The organism is Mesorhizobium sp. CO1-1-8 (assembly GCF_020164875.1).
Classification (GTDB): domain Bacteria; phylum Pseudomonadota; class Alphaproteobacteria; order Rhizobiales; family Rhizobiaceae; genus Mesorhizobium.
The window spans coordinates 252,830-271,274 of record NZ_JAIUGZ010000004.1; the positions used below are offsets into that span (position 1 = coordinate 252,830).

At 61.6% G+C, this 18,445-nt stretch carries 19 protein-coding genes and 1 tRNA gene; 7 read left to right on the forward strand and 13 right to left on the reverse strand.

Annotation, left to right across the window (positions count from 1 at the left end; all coding sequences use genetic code 11):
• Window positions 1-54: 54 nt before the first annotated feature.
• The 7 genes from LB558_RS10135 (at window position 55) to LB558_RS10165 (ending at window position 6,639) form a co-directional block, all read left to right on the forward strand.
• The gene (locus LB558_RS10135) at window positions 55-1,167 is read left to right on the forward strand and encodes a branched-chain amino acid ABC transporter substrate-binding protein (RefSeq protein WP_224697429.1); all 1,113 of its coding nucleotides are present in this window, start codon (window positions 55-57) and stop codon (window positions 1,165-1,167) included.
• A 150-nt stretch (window positions 1,168-1,317) separates the two neighbouring features.
• Window positions 1,318-2,268: a branched-chain amino acid ABC transporter permease gene (locus LB558_RS10140; protein ID WP_224697430.1), complete on the forward strand. Its 951-nt coding sequence runs from the start codon at window positions 1,318-1,320 to the stop codon at window positions 2,266-2,268.
• Window positions 2,268-3,263 (forward strand): branched-chain amino acid ABC transporter permease, encoded by a 996-nt coding sequence (locus LB558_RS10145; RefSeq protein WP_224697431.1) that lies wholly within the window; start codon window positions 2,268-2,270, stop codon window positions 3,261-3,263. The genes LB558_RS10140 and LB558_RS10145 overlap by 1 nt, the downstream gene beginning before the upstream one ends.
• A complete protein-coding gene (locus LB558_RS10150; RefSeq protein ID WP_224697432.1) occupies window positions 3,260-4,090 on the forward strand; it encodes an ABC transporter ATP-binding protein in 831 nt (276 codons plus the stop codon). The genes LB558_RS10145 and LB558_RS10150 overlap by 4 nt, the downstream gene beginning before the upstream one ends.
• Window positions 4,014-4,763 (forward strand): ABC transporter ATP-binding protein, encoded by a 750-nt coding sequence (locus LB558_RS10155; RefSeq protein ID WP_224697433.1) that lies wholly within the window; start codon window positions 4,014-4,016, stop codon window positions 4,761-4,763. Before LB558_RS10150 ends, LB558_RS10155 begins: the two co-directional genes overlap by 77 nt.
• Window positions 4,756-6,057: an NAD(P)/FAD-dependent oxidoreductase gene (locus LB558_RS10160; RefSeq protein WP_224697434.1), complete on the forward strand. Its 1,302-nt coding sequence runs from the start codon at window positions 4,756-4,758 to the stop codon at window positions 6,055-6,057. The genes LB558_RS10155 and LB558_RS10160 overlap by 8 nt, the downstream gene beginning before the upstream one ends.
• Before the next feature lie 417 nt (window positions 6,058-6,474).
• A complete protein-coding gene (locus LB558_RS10165) occupies window positions 6,475-6,639 on the forward strand; it encodes a hypothetical protein (protein WP_224697435.1) in 165 nt (54 codons plus the stop codon).
• A gap of 435 nt (window positions 6,640-7,074) precedes the next feature.
• Here LB558_RS10165 and LB558_RS10170 read toward each other — a convergent pair whose 3' ends face one another.
• The 13 genes from LB558_RS10170 to LB558_RS10230 all read right to left on the reverse strand — a co-directional run bounded on the left by LB558_RS10170 (window position 7,075) and on the right by LB558_RS10230 (window position 18,374).
• Entirely contained in the window at window positions 7,075-7,914 is an 840-nt protein-coding gene (locus LB558_RS10170) for a restriction endonuclease (RefSeq protein WP_224697436.1), read from the reverse strand.
• A 142-nt stretch (window positions 7,915-8,056) separates the two neighbouring features.
• Window positions 8,057-8,431 (reverse strand): hypothetical protein, encoded by a 375-nt coding sequence (locus LB558_RS10175; protein WP_224697437.1) that lies wholly within the window; start codon window positions 8,429-8,431, stop codon window positions 8,057-8,059.
• An 89-nt stretch (window positions 8,432-8,520) separates the two neighbouring features.
• Entirely contained in the window at window positions 8,521-8,991 is a 471-nt protein-coding gene (locus tag LB558_RS10180) for a hypothetical protein (RefSeq protein ID WP_224697438.1), read from the reverse strand.
• A 72-nt stretch (window positions 8,992-9,063) separates the two neighbouring features.
• Entirely contained in the window at window positions 9,064-9,447 is a 384-nt protein-coding gene (locus tag LB558_RS10185; RefSeq protein WP_224697439.1) for a hypothetical protein, read from the reverse strand.
• Window positions 9,444-10,226, reverse strand: a complete 783-nt coding sequence (locus LB558_RS10190; RefSeq protein ID WP_224697440.1) for a hypothetical protein — start codon at window positions 10,224-10,226, stop codon at window positions 9,444-9,446. The genes LB558_RS10185 and LB558_RS10190 overlap by 4 nt, the downstream gene beginning before the upstream one ends.
• Window positions 10,227-10,315: 89 nt before the next feature.
• Entirely contained in the window at window positions 10,316-11,083 is a 768-nt protein-coding gene (locus tag LB558_RS10195) for a ParB/RepB/Spo0J family partition protein (protein WP_224697441.1), read from the reverse strand.
• 369 nt (window positions 11,084-11,452) lie between these two features.
• Window positions 11,453-12,100, reverse strand: coding sequence for a recombinase family protein (locus tag LB558_RS10200; RefSeq protein ID WP_224697442.1), 648 nt, complete (start codon window positions 12,098-12,100; stop codon window positions 11,453-11,455).
• Window positions 12,101-12,516: 416 nt separating this feature from the next.
• Window positions 12,517-13,395, reverse strand: a complete 879-nt coding sequence (locus tag LB558_RS10205) for a toll/interleukin-1 receptor domain-containing protein (protein ID WP_224697443.1) — start codon at window positions 13,393-13,395, stop codon at window positions 12,517-12,519.
• A gap of 74 nt (window positions 13,396-13,469) precedes the next feature.
• Window positions 13,470-14,762, reverse strand: coding sequence for a site-specific integrase (locus LB558_RS10210; protein ID WP_224697444.1), 1,293 nt, complete (start codon window positions 14,760-14,762; stop codon window positions 13,470-13,472).
• A gap of 90 nt (window positions 14,763-14,852) precedes the next feature.
• Window positions 14,853-14,937 (reverse strand) — tRNA-Leu (locus LB558_RS10215).
• Window positions 14,938-15,021: 84 nt separating this feature from the next.
• Window positions 15,022-15,642, reverse strand: a complete 621-nt coding sequence (locus LB558_RS10220) for a 2,3-bisphosphoglycerate-dependent phosphoglycerate mutase (RefSeq protein WP_224697445.1) — start codon at window positions 15,640-15,642, stop codon at window positions 15,022-15,024.
• Between the two features lie 33 nt (window positions 15,643-15,675).
• Window positions 15,676-16,518 carry a 4-hydroxy-tetrahydrodipicolinate reductase gene (dapB, locus tag LB558_RS10225; RefSeq protein WP_224697446.1) on the reverse strand — a complete coding sequence of 281 codons (843 nt, stop codon included), beginning with the start codon at window positions 16,516-16,518 and terminating at the stop codon, window positions 15,676-15,678.
• Window positions 16,515-18,374, reverse strand: a complete 1,860-nt coding sequence (locus LB558_RS10230; RefSeq protein ID WP_224697447.1) for an ABC transporter ATP-binding protein — start codon at window positions 18,372-18,374, stop codon at window positions 16,515-16,517. The genes dapB and LB558_RS10230 overlap by 4 nt, the downstream gene beginning before the upstream one ends.
• Window positions 18,375-18,445 lie beyond the last annotated feature (71 nt).

Sequence of the window (18,445 nt, forward strand, 5' to 3'; positions counted from 1 at the left end):
GAAGAAGACCGGAACGGCCTCCCCTGTCGTAGTCAGCAGCTAAGGGGAACCATGATGAAAAAATCTATCGCCACACTTCTTCTCGGCGCCACGCTTTTTGCAGCGCCGGCCATGGCCGAGCAGATCACCGTCGGAATGTCCGCGCCGCTCTCGGGCGCGCAGGCCTATTTCGGCAGCACTTGGCACAATGGCTTCAAGCTCTACGTCGACAAGCTGAACGCCGATGGCGGCGTCAATGGCGTAACCATTGCCTATGACCAGCAGGACGACAAGGCCGACCCGCGCGAGGGAACGCTCGTGGCCCAAAAATTCTGCGACAATGATAAGGTCGTGCTTGGCCTGGTGAACTTCAATTCCGGCGTCGCCCAGTCGACGCTGCCGATCTATGAAGACTGCACGTTGCCGACCATGACCTTCGGCTCCAATCCGTCTCTCACCAAGCAAGGTTACAAGTTCATGGTGCGCCCGGTGGCCAACGACCTGGCCGGGGCATTGTTGCCGGCCGAATATGCGCTGGGCAAGCTCGGCGCCAAGACTGCCGTGATCGTGAACGACAAGCAGGTCTTCGGCCAGGGCATTTCCGAAATCTTCGCCAAGAACTTCGAAGCCGGCGGGGGCAAGGTCCTCGATACCATTGCCGTGGGGCCGTCCGACGTGGACTTCACCGCCGTGCTGGCCCAGATCAAATCCAAGAAGCCCGATGCGATCTATCTCGGCGCCGTCATGCCGCAGCTTGCGCTGTTTGCCAAGCAGATGCACGAGCAAGGCATCGCCGCCGCGCTGATGGTACCGGATGGCGGCTACACGCCCGACCTCATCAAGCAGGCCGGCGAAGCCAATGTGCAGGGCACTCTTGTCGCGATCCAGGTGCCGCCGATGGATGCCTCCCCCGAGATCGCCGATTTCGCCAAGCTCTACAAGGCAAAGTATGGCGAGGAAGCCGGCCCGTATTCGATCTACGGCTATGTGCAGGGCCAGATCCTGGAACAAGTGCTGAAAACGACGAAAGGCCTGACGCGTGAGGACCTCAACGCGGCATTGCATGCGGTCAAGGCGAAGACGGTCGTCGGCGAGCTGGAATTCGACGAAACCGGCGAACTCAAAGTCGCCCCATCCTACCTCTACAAGGTGGAGGGAACGGGCTTCCAGCTCGTCGGTTCGAAGTAGCAGCCAGACCGCCGGAGCCGCATCGCGACGCGCGAAGCGGCTCCTTCATCTGTTGACGGGCGTGCCTGCCGCAAATACGGGCGGCCTCGTCGACCATTCCCCTTCCCGGTTCGACCGGTCCATGGGGTTGCAGGCACAGGACGCCGGCCCATGCTGGGAAACCTTATCCAACAAACGGTAAATGCCCTGACCATCGGCTCGATCTACGCCCTGATCGCGCTCGGCTACACCATGGTCTACGGCGTGTTGCGCATGATCAACTTCGCCCATGGCGAGATGTTCATGCTCGGCGCCTATGCCGCGTTTCTGGCGCTTAGCCTGCTGGTCGGCGATGTCGGGATGTCGGGCGCGCTGGCGCTTACCGCGGCCTTTCTCGTGGCGATCTTCCTCGTCGGCCTCATCGGCGTCGGCATCGAAAGGGTCGCCTACAAACCGCTGAGAAGCTCCACCCGGCTCGCGCCGATGCTGTCCTCGCTCGGCGTCTCATTGTCGCTCGTCACCGGGGTGCAGATCCTAGCCGGCCCACAGCCGGTCGCCTTTCCCAGCTTCTTTCCCGTCGTCCGCTATCAGGTGATGGGCGGCACCATCACCTTGATGCAGATCGGCATCCTGATCGCCGCCTTCGTGCTGATGTTCGGCCTGCATGTCCTGGTCAACCGCAGCCGTATCGGCATCATCGTGCGCGCCGTTTCGGAAAGCCGCCCGACCGCGCAGCTGCTTGGCATTAACGTCAACGGCGCCATCTCGATGGTGTTCTTTGTCGGGCCGCTTCTGGGTGCCGCCGGCGGCATCCTCTATTCCAGCTATTATGGCATCATGTCGCCCAGCATGGGCGCCGTCATCGGGCTGAAGGCTTTCACCGCGGCTATCCTCGGCGGCATCGGCTCGATCCCCGGCGCCATGCTCGGCGCCTTCATCCTGGCTTTCATCGAAGTGTGGGGAACCGCGCTGCTGCCCATTGTCACAAACGGCGTGCTCGGCACCGAATATCGCGACGTTCTCGCCTTTGCGATCCTCATACTCGTGCTCCTGGTCCGTCCCGCCGGCATACTCGGCGAGGCCGTCTCCGAGGAAAGCATCGTGTACAAGAGGGAATTCTGATGGCCGCCGCCGACACCCTCGCCACGGCTCGCCCGCGTGCGAACCGGACCATCTCCTGGCTCGTCCTCGCCATCGCGATCGCGCTGATCGTGGCCACGCCGTTCCTCCCCAACTACCATGTGCGTGTTCTCAACAGCCTGCTGATCTACATCCTGCTCGGCATTGGCCTGAACATCGTGATCGGCTATACGGGACTGCTGGATCTCGGCTTCGTCGCCTTCTACGCGGTCGGCGCCTACAGCTACGGGCTGCTGGCAAGCCCCCAGCTCGGCCTGCATATGCCGTTCCTGCTCATCCTGCTCGTCGCCGCCTGCATTGGCGCGGTCACCGGCATATTGCTTGGCATTCCGGTGTTGCGATTGCGCGGCGACTATCTGGCCATCGTCACACTTGGCTTCGGCGAGATCATCCGCATCATCATCAACAATCTCGACTGGCTAACCGGAGGGCCGCAAGGCATTGCCCGCCTCGACAAGGCTTCGATCCTCGGCATTCAGATTGCCCGGCCGATCGACTTCTTCTGGTTGCTGCTGATCACCGTGCTCATCGTCGGCACCGTGGTCTGGCGGCTCGAACGCTCCATCCTCGGCAAGGCGTGGGCGGCGATCCGCGAGGACCAGGACGCCGCGCGCGGCATCGGCATCAACACCACCAATGCCAAGCTTGCCGCTTTCGCCACCTCGGCCACGATCGGCTCCATAGCCGGCGCGATCTTCGCCGCATCGCAGCGTTTCGTCAGCCCGGAAAGCTTCACGCTGCAGGAATCGGTGCTGATAGTGCTGATGATCGTGGTCGGCGGCATCGGCAACATCTTCGGCATCGTCGCCGGCGCGGCAATCCTGATCCTGCTGCCGGAGCTGCTGCGCGAATTCGCCGAATGGCGCATCCTCTTCCTCGGTCTTTTGATGATCTCGCTGATCATCGCGCGCCCGGCCGGCATCGTGCCGCGCAGCTTCGGACCGGAGAAACTGATCCGGGGACTTTTCGGAAAATGACGCTGGTTTTTCAGAGCCTTCGCAAGGTGTATGGCGAGGTCGTCGCCATCGACGACGTGTCGACCGCCTTCGTCCCCGGCATGATCCACGGCGTGATCGGACCGAACGGCGCCGGCAAGTCGACGCTGATCAACATGACGGCGGGTTCCTACACGGTGTCCTCCGGTTCGATCACGCTCGACGGCAAGCGTCTCGACAAGCTCAAGAAATACCAGATCGCCAATTCGGGAATTGCCCGCACCTATCAGAACATCCGCCTCTTCGACCAGATGACGGTTATCGAGAATCTCGAGGTCTGTTTCTATCCCGCCGAGGTTGCGGCCGCCTGGAGGGAAGTGATCTGGCCACCCTTTGCCAACGCCCAGCGCCGGCGCCGGCGTGAAAAATGTATGGAAATCCTGCGGTTTTTTGACCTTCAGGGCTATGCCGACGTCGATGCCGGCGGCCTGCCCTATGGCCGACAACGCATGCTGGAGATCGCCCGCGCGCTGGCCGCCAATCCGCGCGTCCTGCTGCTCGACGAGCCCGCCGCCGGATTGAACCACCACGAGACGGCGGAGCTGACGGCAAAACTCACCGCGTTGCGTTCGCCCGACCGCATCATGATCGTCGTCGAGCACGACATGGATCTCGTCATGACGCTCTGCGACAGCATCATCGTCATGCATCACGGAAAACTGCTCTTCCGGGGCACGCCCACCGAGGTGCAGGCAAGCACCGACGTCCAACTCGCCTATCTGGGAACCGCCAATGACATCGACGACATCCGAGCCGCTGCTCAGGATCGCCGGGCTCAGCTCGGGATACGGGCGCGTCGGCGTTCTTGAGGACATCAGCATTGACGTCGATCCGCACGAGATCGTCGTCATCCTGGGTCCCAACGGCGCCGGCAAGACGACGCTGCTAAACTCCGTCTCCGGCGTGGCGCGGCCCACCGCCGGCAGTATCGCGTTCGAGGGACGCGACATCACCGGGATGCGCCCCGAACAGGTCGTGCGTCTCGGCATCACCCACTGCCCGGAAGGCCGGCAGATCTTCCAGCGCCTGACGGTAGAGGAAAACATGGTCGCAGCCCATATCGGTCGCGGCGGGAAGAGTTTCGAGGCGTTGCGCGCGGAGGTGTTCGAGTTGTTTCCGGTGCTCAAGGAACGGCGCAACGGCATGGCAAGCCGTATGTCCGGCGGCCAGCAGCAAATGCTGGCGATCGGCCGCGCGCTGATGGCCGAGCCGAAGCTTCTGATGCTCGACGAACCGTCTCTCGGTCTCGCCCCGAAGATCGTCCACCAGATCTTCCGCATCATCCTCGACCTGTCGCGTAACGGCATTTCGATCCTGCTCGTCGAGCAGAACGTTCAGCTGGCGCTCGAATGCGGCGACTACACCTACCTGCTCAACACCGGCAAGGTGAAGCTGCATGGTCCGGCGCAGGAAATGGCCGCGCATTCGGCCCTGAGGGAGCACTATCTCGGTGGCGCCAGCGAGGACGTCCTTCATGTTTGAGGTCGACTGGAAGACACCGCATCTGTGGCGCAAGACCGCGAACAGGCGCCCGGCCGCACCGGCGCTGCAAGGCGATCTGAAGACAGACGTGCTGGTGGTCGGCGGCGGCTTCACCGGCATGGCCGCGGCACTCGGCGCGCGCGACAGCGGCGTCAACGTCATCCTGCTTGAGAGCAACGAGATCGGATCAGCGGCGTCGGGCCGCAACAACGGCCTTGTCATCTCCCACCATTCCAAGGCCTCGCCGGCTGAGTTCGAGGCCGTCTACGGCAAGACGATCGGCGAGCGCTACAATCGCATGGTTGCGGATGCGGCCGGCGTCGCCTTCGGCCTCATGCAGCGCTTCAACATCGACGCCCACCAGGTCCAGGAAGGCTGGATCCAGCCCGCGCACACCGAGGCCACGCTTGCCCGCGCGCGCCAGTTCCACGAGGAGTGGAAAGCCTTCGGCGCCAATGTCTCCTGGCTTGACCGGGCCGAAGCCACCGCGCGCATCGGCAGCCCCTATCTCGGCGGCTGGATGGTGCACAATTCCGGCCACATCAATCCGTTCGCCATGACCATTGGCCTTGCCGGCGCCCTTGAGCGCGAAGGCGTGACCATCTTCGAGAACGCCCCGGCGTCTCGCATCGAGAAGGTCGAAGGCGGCTGGCGCGTCTTCACCGCGACGGGAAGCGTCACGGCGCCAGAAGTGGTGCTTGCCACGAATGCGCTTACCGGCAACCTCTGGCCTGGGCTGAAGAAGACACTGATGCCGTTCAAGGTCTTCCAGGCCGCGACAAACCCGCTACCGGAAGACCTGCGCACCAAGATCCTTGTCGGCAACCCCGCGGTGTCCGACATGCGCAACGACATCCGCTATTTCCACTACGACGTCGACGGCCGGTTGGTGAGCGGCGGCACGCATACATTCTGGTTCGACGAGGCCGACCGCGGTCGCGCCAAGGTCTCAAGCATGCTGGGCAAGGCTTTTCGGGCATTCGGCGGCGAACCGGCGATCGTGGAATACTGGCATGGCACCTTTGCCGTGGTGCCTGATCGCAGGCCTCGCCTCTATCGCCTGGCGCCCGGCCTCGTGTTTGGCGGCGTCTATTCCGGCCGCGGCGTGGCATTGGCAATGTCACTAGGCCAGGAAATCGGCCGCTGGGCAGCAGGCCGACGCGGGGACGAGCAGATGCCTTTGCCGGTCACCAACATGAAGCCGGTTCCGTTTCATTCGATCGCGGTGCAGGTCGCCAACCGCATGCATCCCTGGAACCGGTTCCGGGACCGCCGCTCCGGCCCGGCATCCTGATGCGCATCGCGTCGATAGACGACTTCACTTTTTCGGCAACACCGAAGATATTTTCGGCGGGGTGATCCTGCGCGGGACGATATTGCTGATCGACGTTGCTCCTTTGGAAGGGCCATTCCAGACTGCCCTTTTATGCGCATTCGAAGCACAAAAGGCGAACATGGTCCGTTTTCGAGGTCAATAGCACTGGCTCCGTTCCGCGGCTCCGGTGAGCATTATCAGTGGGGGATGGGAAAGCCATGGCAGCCACCGTTTCCAAGGCTCCGGGGCTGCAGATGCCAGTTCCAAGAGCAGAGCAACTTCATCGTTCTCATATGCGAGCATCTTTGTACCCGGCTTCAGTTTCCGAGAGACGCGGACACCCTCTGCTGGATCCGCATCCATCAACCTTTTCGCTACGCCGAACCGGAACAATGCATGAGCGCAACCCAAATGCCCGTTCGAAATTGTCTTGGAAGCTTTTCCGGATTTTACCAAGGCATGCTTCCAGTCGACGATATCGCCCGCGTCGATCGTGCGGATATCATTGGCTTTGAGGCCAAGGCGCCCTTTCAAACTTCGCACGATGCCGCGCCAGGATGACAATGTGCTGGCGCTCGGGTCGCTTTCCTTTTCCCAGCGCTGGAAAAATCATCCAATGACACGGTTACTGGTTTCGGAGCGGTGGGCTGGCACAAAGCGGGACCATTTGGTTGACCGCCCCGTCTAGTTCGCCTTGCGCAACCGAGAATCGGGCTGCGTCGATCTCTTCATCCTGAAGTGACTGCAACTGGGCCAAATTGCCGAGCGACATCAAAAACGTTTCACCATCATACACTTGGGGTATGATGGTGCCCAGAAGAGGCGTGACGGATCAAAATCGAACCGGCTGCCGATCTGGCGCAAAGCCTTACATACCAAGGGATTGGAGCGGCTAAGTGTCTCCGGAGGTTCCTGCTTCGGTGGACCTCTAAGATGGCTTAACGGTGGACCTCGGTCAAGCCGCATCTTCATGAAGGGGCGACTGCCCGCCGCACTTCACACCTTGCTGAACCAACCGGGGTCAACCAGAACCTTCTCAACCATCTCCGTCGAGACCCCAAGCCTTAGCTGCTTGAGAAGATCGCATAGCTGTTCGCCGTCAATCAACTCGATCGCAGGGGCACCGTCGCGCGTGGCCTCCTTCTTCGCCTCGGCAGTAAAGGTGCCGGTGGTTATCAACAGTCCCTTATCGCTCCGCCCGACCATTGCGCCACGGAAGTCACGGATCGTGCTGGGTCCTACCGAACCGCTGTAACGCTTGCATTGAAACAGGACCTGAAAGGAAAGGAGGTTCAGTCTCAACACTCCAATGCCATCGATGCCACCGTCGCCAGCGCGGCCTGTCACCTCGACCTTGATAAAGCCAGCCTCACGCAACAGGCGCTGCGACAGTCTCTCGAAGGCGTCTGGCTGGATCTTCCTGAGGCAGTCTAGCAGTTCGTCTTTCCAATTTATGTCGATCGTGTCAGGAGCGGGTTCTTCGCTGCTCACGGGTGCAGCTTTCCTCGCGTCGGCGTCCATCTTTCTGACCAGTGAAGGAACCTGAGCTACCGCCGCTTCCGAGACCTTCTCTCCGGCGTCGGTGAGCGCCCATACTCCACGCACACTGTTGTCCACGTACCCTGCCTTCTTGAGGTAGGTCTTGGCCCAATGAAGATTGTAGCTGACTTTGGACTGTCGCCCGTCCGTGTGGGGAACGTTCTGGACCTCAGCCGAGAGATGCATTACCTCGATTACTTTCGTGAGCAATTCGTCGTTGGTCGCGGACCCACCAAGCTCTTTGAGCGCGACAACCGCTGGCCACAACATCTGGCTATAGGCCGGTACCAATACCATTCCACCCTCCCCAATCCTGAGCATCGTGTACACGGCGGCACATCACGCGAGCAAGCCCCACATCCGATGGCTGGGTCTTGCGGTTGTCCAATGGCCCGCCTCCGACACACCTCTTGGGGCGGCGCATCGGAGGCGAGAAGGTTCATTCGTCTACTTGACTAAGTGCGGTTCTAACCCGCTGCGCGTGTTCCGCGATGGTCTTCCAATCGCCCTTCACGACAAGCGACCGGATCGCTGGTAAGTCCGCCTCGTCACAACAGTCAAGGTAGTCGCTTAGGGTGAGCCCCACGGGTGCCAGACATTCGCTCGTCATGCGGTTCTCAAATGCCTTCACGGTCGCGTCGAGGGTCTGCTGGTCGACCCCGATGACGCTGGCGTCTAGCGTCCCGTCAAGGGTGAACTTAGCCACGATGACGTCAGCCGTGTCTCGGTCCATGGTCTCGTTGAACGCGGTGATCGCCTTATCCGCAATCGCCTCGATCTCGGATGGGTCCATGGCTTCAAGGTCATCTGGCACTTCGGCCTTGTCAGCCTCGTCGGTGTTGCTGGCCGTAGTCGGAACCGGAGCGGTGTCACCCGCCTCGGCATTCTGGTCCGCTACGGCACTTAAAAAGACGGTGGTGCCTTGAACCCACGCTTCGCCAAGCCATCCGCCACCGCCGCATTAAACTCGGCCTTGCTGATCTGCCCAGTCTCGGCCATGTCCTTGGCTTGGGTGAAGCTCACCTCATAATTCGAGAGCGACGGTATGCGGACGTTCGTGCTTTCGATGGTCTCCTTTGTCGCGATCACTCCGACGTCCTGAGACCGGATCGCCCCCTGGGTCTTCACTCCAAGACGCTGCGCGGCGATTTGCTGGTTGAACTTAGACATGGAAAGCTCAACTGCACGGTCAATCTCTTCCTTCTGAGCGCGTTCCTTGGCCTCGAACGCAAGGGCCATCTGCTTCGCCTTGTCAGCCTCGGCCTGCGCTTCCTGTGCCCTGAACATGGCCTGAGCCACGGGCGTGTTGTCGGTCTGGTACTTGTTCGGGTTATCGTCATAGTGGGTCATGTTGTTCGTTCCTTCAATGATCATGCGTCGACCCCGGAGCGGCATTGCCCCGAGACCTGTTCAATTGCTGTTGATGTGCGGTGGTGGTGGACGCGGTCAGCGTCGAGGCGTGAACCCGTAGGTCATCGTCTCTTGGCCTTCAGGGCTGGCGTCGGGTGTGGCCGGGGTCAATGATGCGGAAACGCCGCCGCTGCCTCCGGTGGCCTCTCTGCGTGGCGCTGTAGGCCTCATAGACGCCTCGACAATTCGCCTTGCACGGGCCACCGGCTCGAGTTCGGGATATCCGTAGATTTCATAGCACCGCTCGGCAGCCACGCAGAAATCTTCGGTCCAAGTTATGCCGATACCTGCCAGCCTCCGGTCGAGCTTGGTGGTGGTTTCCCAGTCGTCCGCCTTGATCCACTCGACCAAGGCAAGGGCCGCTTCCCGGGTCGGATAGGTCGACACATGGTCCCGCCGCTTGATCCAATCCGGCGTCACGCTCGGTCCCCCTTTGAGGTCATCCGACCCATTCGGTAGAGATACGCAATCGGGGACCCCTCAGGGTTCTCCGCCTCATCCACGGTGAGCGGATCGAGGGTGCCCATGGCAACCAGTCGGTCGATGGTCTGATGGTATTGCTTGACTTGATCTGGGCTCATTGCCCGCCATTTCTCCTTGCTTGGTTGGATCACGACACCCTCGGCAATCTTTCGCCTATGGTCTCGCCGCTCCTTCGCTTCCTTAAGTGACTTCGTTCGGCGCATCTTCGCGCGCTGTGAAAGGGCCTCGTCGGGGATCACCCGCTGGCCCGGTATGTGGTCGAGCGTCAGCCGTTCCCGGCCTCCCCGCTCGGCCCTGTCGTCATGGTCGAGCTTGTGCCGTTTGCTCCGTCTGTCGGCGTCCTGGCGGACCTTGGCTGCAAGCCTCTTGCCTTCGACCATCTCGTCCCAGTCGGCGGCGATGTAGCTTTCGTTCTCGGTCGAGGTCATGACCAGATGAACAACCTGTATCGAGGTAAGGTCACCGGGATCGGACACGGTGTCGAGGATGGCCCATAGGGTCGGCAGATAAGTCTGCTCGCCTGCTGCATTCCGTGGCCCCGTCCAGGGTTCGACTGGGCTGCTCTTCTCATACAGCGGTCGTCCATCCGGGTATCGGTCGAGGTATTCCGCCATGAATGCCGTGACGGCCTCATGGGTGACATATCGGTCAACGTGGTCGTTCGGGTCCCATCGGGGCAACCGTAGCGTGACCAGCGCTTTCTCATCTGGGCTCATTGTCTCCTTTCGTGGTGATGTGGAAAGGGCGCCCCGGGGTCGGAACGCCCTATACAATTAGTACAGCGTAAGGTGTGTACAGGGTCCTGTCAGAACTCCCCTTCGTCCCCCTCGGGCAGGAACCCTTGGAGTTCCGAAACGACATCCTGAAGGCGTCTTCCGAAGTATGCCGAAAGGGCCATGGCGGCAATCTCGGGGTCCCTCGCAAGGCGCGTCGAGAAGGTCTTTGCAAGCATGTCCGTATATCGGTCTGCCATCTGCTGTTTCCATTGATCGATCTCAGCTTCTGACATTTCTCCCGCATCCTTTCTCGAAGCCGTATTTCTTGCCTTGAACCATGTCGGATAGTCGTCGGCCTGCTCACCCAAACTCGCCTTGACCTTCCGCATCGTGGCAACCTGAGAAGTCGAGATACCAGACGCCTTGGCCACTGCGGCCTTGCTATGCCTGCCGATCACCACCAGCCGCCAAGCGAAGTTCTGACGGTCGGTATTGTCCATCGGCAGCTTGGCCTTGGAATTGGCCTCTCCAGCCGCCACGAGGGCATCTTCGGGTGAACCATCGAAATACCTGACAGGCACCGGCTGGTTCCATTGAGCGGCTCCGTAGGCCTCAATGCGGTGGTGTCCATCGATCAGAATGGTCCTGTTCCCGACCACCATGACGGTGACCGGGTCGAGGCTCCCGACTGCCTTGATTGCCTTGACCAGTTCCGACACGTGCCGCTCGCTAATCCCGCCCCTCGGCTGGAACAACTCGGGGACCGTCTCGATAGCCTTTAGGCGCAGTTCGGGCGGACCCGTACCGGCACCCGTGAACTGCATGGTCAATTCCTGGAGGGTCTCTCCAGCGCTCATTCTCGCTCCTTCATGTTATGATCTTTCTTGATCTGGAGGTTAGTGCACCTGACGCACTAAGCTTCGTTCAGCCTGTCCACCGGGAAAGGCATCGATAAGCAGGCACACGCCTGAACATTGTGAAGATGGAGGAGAGCGCACCCGATGCGCTGTCTTTCCGTCCTGGGCCAGCACCTCACCAAGACCGACCACCCCGAACGCGCAGCGTGAACGCTTTGCGGCGACACCTTCAAGCGCCTCGGAAGGAGCAACGAGGGTGCCTGTCGGGTCTGCACAGGATGGTCGATCTGGGCGAAGAGCGTTGCGTGGTGCTAGTGGGTCCGTTATTCAGCGAAGTCTAATGTAAGACCGTCATAGCTAGTGGGCCACCTATTCGCTCGCTTGCCTCGCAAGGATGCGGCTCACCGTCTTCATGTCCATGCCGACCTCCTGCCCAATCCTGTTGTAGCTCTGGTTGTCGGCGCGCATGGCCACCATACGGGCCAGCGTGGCCTGCTGGGCCTCATTCGGTACCAGTCCACCCTCAACCACATCAAATCCAAAGGGGGCCTTGCCGCCGTTGTAGAGGCCACGGGACGCCATGCTCCGCTTCACATCCCGGATGCGTTCCCTGATGCGGTCGCGCTCATTCTCTGCCACGGCTGACAGGATCGTGAACACCAGCTTGGAAATGCCGTTGCCGCACACGTCGCCGCCAAGGTCCAGCATGTGCAACTCAACCTTGGACCCCTTCAGTTCCTCAAGGGTAACCAAGGCGTCGGTCGCATTGCGAAACATGCGGTCGAGCTTGGGTGTGATGATGATGTCACCAGACGTTGTGCCTGCCAACATGCGCTGACCCTCGGGACGCTCGGCCAACGGGACCGAACCGGACACACCGGCCTCTGTGAACGTCTCCGTAATCGTCCAGCCCTTCATCATGGCATATCCTTCAATTGCCCGCTTCTGGGTCTCAAGGCTCTCGCCTGAATTGGCCTGTTCGAAGGTGGAAACGCGGATGTAGCCGAAGACATTCATGGTGCATTCCTATGGCTGTGCAGCAGCAATGCCATAAGATGACCCAATGCCATAGAGAAATCAAGGGGTTTGCGAGGCTCGGCGCTCGAATGCTGTTGCCCTGTGCTAGTGGAGGCCCCAATGGGTCCGCGCCGATCCCTCGCCAGCGCGGGCACCTTTCAAGGCGCGGCAATGGCCAAGGTCAGGCGCAGCCGGTCAGGGCTCTTATCGTGAACCCTGAGGCGGGTACGGGGGGTCGTGGCGCGTGCCTCTTATCCGATCACCCGTAAGGAAATTTTCTTAGGATATTTCCGCCCCCCTAAATCACCCACTCTGGTGATCCAGAAATACGGGCTGCGGAAACCCGCAGGGCGGATGGTGTGGGACTTCGACCACAAAAAGGACAATTCAGCGTAAGGGTGGCCCTGCACTTACGCCTACCTCTCGTCGTCGTCCACATCAATGACGTGTTCGGGCAAGAAGGTCACTTGGCTGCCATGAGCCAAGTCATGCCAATCCGCTATGCAAACCGGGTCATTGTGAAGAGTGCCGACGAAGTACGGTCCTCGGAGCGCACTTATTTCCACCCACATGCGCTCGCCCGTCAAACCATCGTGGTCCCACTCGTCGGGGTATTCATAGTCAAACATGAGCTTGACGACGTCGCCTACCTTGAGTGTTCGTCGTCTTGCTTCGTCCGGGATGTGAAAGGTGTCCGGGTGCAGTTCGTTTCTGACCACCCCACTTTGGAGTTCCCAGTGCTCTACATCTCGATGGGCGAGCCTCAGTAGGGCGTTTCCGAACGCTGGATCATTAACAAAGGCCGGTGGGCCACCAAGTTGCGGACGAGCAATTGCGGGCACGCCATAAATATGCCGCAGGAGGTTCTCGAACTGCACTTCGAAGTCTTCATCTTTGCGGATGTCCAGAGCCAATACGCCCTGGAGATAGGCCGGTATAGCTGCGTCGGGATCGTCTGGGCGAAGGGCTCCGGTTCGCAGCACCGGGACGAACCTATGGCGTGCAATCGAAGCCGCAATGCGCGCGGAGATGATTTGGGCCTCATACCCGACGCCACCCTGCCGGATTGTCGCCTTCGACTTGTAAGCAGGCGTGCAGACCACCAGAACGAAATCACTCTCTGGCAGGCACGTATCCATGAACTGAGTAAGGCTCTCACCATACCGCACGTCCCATTGGTCAAGATGAACGTGTACGCCGTTTGCGACCAGCCGCTCGGCGAGTGCCCTGACCCATGCCTTATGGTCCTCGCTGTCCCAGGAGTAGGAGATGAAGATCGACTTGAGTTGTTGCATCGGTTGCTCTTCGATGAGGACGTTCGGTAGGTTGCATGGGCATTCCGACCCGGTCAACCACCTTGCCGACTTCCTCAAGATGCGACTTGGAGAGCCTTCCGTAGCGCCCTTGTCGCCACTTCAAGCCTCGCCTCGGGTCCACCGTAAGCCTCACTGACGGCACCCGACGAATGACCAAGGATCATGTTCTGCACGGCCTCGGGCACATCGGCCCTGACGAGCTTGTCCTTGAGCGTGTGCCGCAGCGAATGCACCGTGACCTTGCGATCAGCAACCACCTTGCGGACATGCTTCATAAGTGTGGCTGAGGCTGCCGTAGCGCCCCCTTCACGGGCGTAGGTCTCGAATAGCATCGCGCCTTCGCCTGCCGCCTTGAGCGCCTCCTGAGCGGCTTTGAGCGCGTCCCCGACCAGCGGCACCCGGCGAACACTCCCGGCGTTCTTCAGGCGTCTATGCGGGTGAACCTTGAGGTCGAGATAGGTGATGCCATCAACATGGACATCCTCGACCATGAGCCCGGTGACCTCGGCCAGCCGGCACCCGGTCTGCTCCAGCATCCGCCAGATACGTTGAAGGTCGGCCGAAGCGTGACCCAGAACCCGTGCCCTGGCTGCCTTAAGCTGACCCTCGGTGAACGGCTTGCGGTCCTCCTTGGCCAGCGTCTGCTTCTTGACCTCCAGCCCGTTGAACGGACTAAGCCAACCCCTCACCTCGTCCATCTCCCCGCTGGCGTAATTGAGGATCGCCCTGAGGTCATTCAGATAGCGATGAACCGTGGCGGGGGCCATGTCCTTGTCTGCCAGCATGTGATCCCTGACCTCCCGGGCATCGGCCTTTGTCAGTGATCTGATCTGAGGATCACCCCGACCCAGCGCTTTCTTGACGTGACCCTGCACCCTTTCCACCCGTTGTCGCTTCTTGGTCTCGTCAGCCGTACCCTCGACCTTCTCCTTGAGGTAGAGCTTGACGGCATCCGCAAGGGTCGGCTCGGGCTTGCGATCTGGCACCACCAAGGCACGGTAAAGCTCTACCTGCCCGGTTTCCTCCAGATGGTCGGCCAATGCGTCAGCCACATCGGAGGTCATCGGTCCCCATTCGGCAACCTGTCGTGTGGCCCATTGGTAGCGCTCAAGATCGGTCTTGGGCTGGGCCTTTGCAGACTGCCCCTTCGTTGCCGCCTTCAACTCGGCCTCGGCTTGCCTGTGCACCCGGTCGTAATGTCGCAGCACCTCGGCGGGCGTCCTGCCCAACGGGAGAATGATTTCTGTCTTTCCAAGCGCCTGCCTCAGGAATGCCGGCACCTTTCGCCGATAGCGATAGTGCGTCTTGCCTGCGGGTTGGTGAACGTAGGGGAGATTTATGTTCAAGGGTGAGCCTCCAGAGGGACCTTCAGGTGGACCTCCGGGGACGCTCAACGCCTTGATTTCCTTGGATATAGTGGCTTCTCCGAAGAGAAATGGTGCCCAGAAGAGGACTCGAACCTCCACTCCTTGCGGAACACGGACCTGAACCGTGCGCGTCTACCAATTCCGCCATCTGGGCTGGTGCGGGCTCATGTAAGCGGGCAAGCGATGTGTGTCAACGCGCTTTTTTGATGCGTTGCTCGGTTGCCGGCTCAAGAGACCATTAGTCCGCCAGCACTTCCTTGGACGCGACGGTCGAATCGGCGTTGAGCTGGTAGATGACCGGCACGCCGGTGCCGAGTTCCAGCTTGACAATCTCCTCGCCAGACTTGCCGTCGAGCGCCATGATCAGCGCGCGCAGCGAGTTGCCGTGCGCGGCGACCAGCACGGTGCCGCCGCGCAGCACGTGCGGCTGCAGGTCGTGCAGGTAGTATGGCCAGACGCGGGCGCCGGTGTCCTTCAGGCTCTCGCCGGCGGGCGGCGGCACGTCGTAGGAACGGCGCCAGACATGCACCTGCTCCTCGCCCCACTTCTTGCGGGCATCGTCCTTGTTGAGGCCCGAGAGGTCGCCATAGTCGCGCTCATTCAGCGCCTGGTCGCGGACGGTCTTCAGGTCGCTCTGGCCGACCGCGTCGAGAATGTGCTGGCAGGTCTTTTGCGCCCGGATCAGCGCCGAGGTGAAGGCGATGTCGAATTTCAGGCCGCGCGCCTTGAGCTTCTGGCCGGCGGCCTTGGCCTCGGCGTGGCCCTGCTCGGTCAGGTCGACGTCACGCCAGCCGGTGAACAGGTTCTTCAAATTCCATTCGCTCTGGCCGTGGCGCACGAGCACGAGGGTTCTCGACATGTTTGCTCCATTCAAAGTTGGCAGTTTGGCCGCTTAGCTGAGGCCGAGCACGTCCCGCATCGAATACAGTCCTGGCTTCTTGCCGCGCGCCCAAAGCGCCGCCTTGACGGCGCCTCGAGCGAAGATGGCGCGGTCCTCGGCGTGGTGGGCCAACGTGATGCGCTCGCCGGTGCCGGCCAGCAGCACGCTGTGATCGCCGACGACAGAGCCGCCGCGCAGCGTGGCAAAGCCGATCGAGCCCGTCTTGCGCACCCCGGTGTGGCCGTCGCGGACGCGTACGTCATTGCCTGAAAGCTCGATACCACGCCCGGCGGCGGCGGCTTCACCCAGCAGCAGCGCTGTGCCCGATGGCGCATCGACCTTATGCTTATGGTGCATTTCGAGGATCTCGATGTCGAAATCCTCGGCGTCGAGCGCGCGCGCCGCCTGTTCGACCAGCACCGCCAGAAGATTGACGCCGAGGCTCATATTGCCCGACTTGACGATCGTCGCGTGGCGCGCCGCCGCCGCGATCCTGGCATTGTCGTCGGCCGTGCAACCGGTCGTGCCGATGATATGGACGATGCGCGCCTGTGCCGCGTAGCCGGCGAATTCGACCGTCGAAGCAGGCGTGGTGAAGTCGAGCACGCCATCGGCTTTGGCGAAGACCGGTAGCGGATCGCCGCTGATCGCCACATCGATGCGGCCAATGCCGGCGAGTTCGCCGGCGTCCTTGCCCAGATGGGGCGAATCCGCCCGCTCGACCGCGCCGATGACCCGCGCGCCAGTGATGGTGTGGATGGCGCGGATCAGCGTCTGGCCCATGCGGCCGGCAGCGCCCACCACGACCAGGCCCATATCCTTTGCCGGTCCGTCGGTTGCTGATGTCTCGCTCATGTCGTGCTCCCGGCGATATTCTGCGTCTCAATGTTCGGAGCCGAAATCCGGATCGGCGCGCTGTCATCGACAAGCCCCAGGCCCTTGACGCCCTGGATGCGGTGGAAGCGGGCATAGACGCTGTGCGGATCGGCCATCAGCGAGGCGTGCGTGCCCTCTTCGACCAGCCGGCCCTGTTCCATGACGATGATATGGTCGGCATTGACCACCGTCGACAGCCGGTGCGCGATGACGATGGTGGTGCGCCCTTCCATGACCTTTGTCAGCGCCTGCTGGACACGGGCCTCGGCCTCGTTGTCGAGCGCCGATGTCGCCTCGTCGAGCAACAGGATCGGCGCCTGCCGCACGATGGCCCGAGCGATCGACACGCGCTGGCGCTGGCCACCCGACAGCGTCACGCCGTTCTCGCCGACCGGCGTGTCGTAGCCCTGCGGCTGCTGGCGGATGAAGTCGTCGGCCGCGGCCTGCCTTGCGGCCTGTTCGATCTCGGCATCGGTGGCGCTCAGCCGGCCGTAGCGGATGTTGTCGCGGATGGTGCCCTCGAACAGATAGGGCTGCTGCGAGACATAGGCGATGGAGCCGCGCAGCGACTGTTTGGTGACCTTTGAGATGTCCTGGCCATCGATCTCGATCGTGCCCGCCTCGACGTCGTAGAAGCGCTGCAGCAGCGCCACCAGCGTCGTCTTGCCGGCGCCCGAAGCGCCGACGATGGCCGTCACCTTGCCGGCGGCGGCGACGAAGCTCAGATCCTGCAGCACCGGCGCTTCCTCGACATAGCGGAAGGACACATTGTTGAAGCGCACTTCGCCAGAGGTGAATTTCGCCTCGGCGGCGCCTTGGGCGTCGCTCTGCTGCGGCTCGATGTCGAGAAGCTCGTAGATCATGCGCGCATTGACCAGCGCGCGCTCCATGCCGACCTGCATGCGCGCCAGCCGGCGGGCCGGATCATAGGCAAGCGTCAGCGCCGTGATGAAGGAAAACACCGCGCCCGGCGGCTGGCCGAGAACGGTGGCCCGGTAGCCGGAATAAGCGATGACGCTGGCGAATGCGATGCCGGCCAGCAGTTCGGAAACCGGCGTCAGCCGCTCGGAGACGCGGGCGATCTTGTTCGACCGCTGTTCGGCATCCTCGGCGAGCTGGCTGATCCGGCGCGACAGCTCGTCCTCCATGGTGAAGGCCTTGACGATGGCGATGCCTTGCGTGGCTTCCTGCATGGCGCCGATCAGCCGCGAGTTGATCTGCACCGATTCGCGCGTGATGCGGCGCACCCGGCGCATCAGATAGGTGACGGTCCAGATCAGCGGCGGCCCGATCAGCAGCGAACTCAAGGAGAGTATCGGATCCTGGTAGATCATCACGCCGACCAGGCCGACCAGCGAGACGGCATCACGTGCGGTCGAGGTCACCGTCATCGACAAAAGGTCGCGAATGCCGTTGACGTTCTCGTTGACCTGCGCGGCCAGCCGCCCGGACCTTGTGTCGTTGAAGAAGGAGACGCCAAGCTTCATCAGGTGGTTGAAGATGCGCTGCTGATAGCGCGCCACCAGATTGTTGCCGATCCTGGCCATCGTCACCGCCTGGCCGTAGCCGGCAAGGCCGCGCAGGATAAAGGCACCGAGCAGTGCGGCGCAGATCCATGGGATCAGGTCGCCGCGCCGTTCGTAGAAGATCTGGTTGACGACCGGACTCATGATCCAGGCGGCGAGCGCCGTCGTCGCCGACACGGTCAGCAGGCAGAGGATGGTGAAAATATACGCGCCCCGATAATCGCGGCCATTTTCCTGGAGGATGCGGCGGATGACCGCCACGATCTCGCCCGCACGGGGTTTCGACAAATTGGGGGGCTGAAATGTCAAATCGGAACGCTTCGTAGATTTCCGCTTCCCGCGGCCGGGCAATTCGGCACCCCTCTTAACGCCAAGCAGCC

What these genes read in the sequence shown, in the direction of transcription:
- LB558_RS10135 (WP_224697429.1), top strand. Translation starts at nt 55, where the DNA reads ATGAAAAAATCTATCGCCACACTTCTTCTCGGCGCCACGCTTTTTGCA.
- LB558_RS10140 (WP_224697430.1), top strand. Translation starts at nt 1,318, where the DNA reads ATGCTGGGAAACCTTATCCAACAAACGGTAAATGCCCTGACCATCGGC.
- LB558_RS10145 (WP_224697431.1), top strand. Translation starts at nt 2,268, where the DNA reads ATGGCCGCCGCCGACACCCTCGCCACGGCTCGCCCGCGTGCGAACCGG.
- LB558_RS10150 (WP_224697432.1), top strand. Translation starts at nt 3,260, where the DNA reads ATGACGCTGGTTTTTCAGAGCCTTCGCAAGGTGTATGGCGAGGTCGTC.
- LB558_RS10155 (WP_224697433.1), top strand. Translation starts at nt 4,014, where the DNA reads ATGACATCGACGACATCCGAGCCGCTGCTCAGGATCGCCGGGCTCAGC.
- LB558_RS10160 (WP_224697434.1), top strand. Translation starts at nt 4,756, where the DNA reads ATGTTTGAGGTCGACTGGAAGACACCGCATCTGTGGCGCAAGACCGCG.
- LB558_RS10165 (WP_224697435.1), top strand. Translation starts at nt 6,475, where the DNA reads ATGAGCGCAACCCAAATGCCCGTTCGAAATTGTCTTGGAAGCTTTTCC.
- LB558_RS10170 (WP_224697436.1), bottom strand. Translation starts at nt 7,914, where the DNA reads ATGGTATTGGTACCGGCCTATAGCCAGATGTTGTGGCCAGCGGTTGTC.
- LB558_RS10180 (WP_224697438.1), bottom strand. Translation starts at nt 8,991, where the DNA reads ATGATCATTGAAGGAACGAACAACATGACCCACTATGACGATAACCCG.
- LB558_RS10190 (WP_224697440.1), bottom strand. Translation starts at nt 10,226, where the DNA reads ATGAGCCCAGATGAGAAAGCGCTGGTCACGCTACGGTTGCCCCGATGG.
- LB558_RS10195 (WP_224697441.1), bottom strand. Translation starts at nt 11,083, where the DNA reads ATGAGCGCTGGAGAGACCCTCCAGGAATTGACCATGCAGTTCACGGGT.
- LB558_RS10200 (WP_224697442.1), bottom strand. Translation starts at nt 12,100, where the DNA reads ATGAATGTCTTCGGCTACATCCGCGTTTCCACCTTCGAACAGGCCAAT.
- LB558_RS10205 (WP_224697443.1), bottom strand. Translation starts at nt 13,395, where the DNA reads ATGCAACAACTCAAGTCGATCTTCATCTCCTACTCCTGGGACAGCGAG.
- LB558_RS10220 (WP_224697445.1), bottom strand. Translation starts at nt 15,642, where the DNA reads ATGTCGAGAACCCTCGTGCTCGTGCGCCACGGCCAGAGCGAATGGAAT.
- dapB (WP_224697446.1), bottom strand. Translation starts at nt 16,518, where the DNA reads ATGAGCGAGACATCAGCAACCGACGGACCGGCAAAGGATATGGGCCTG.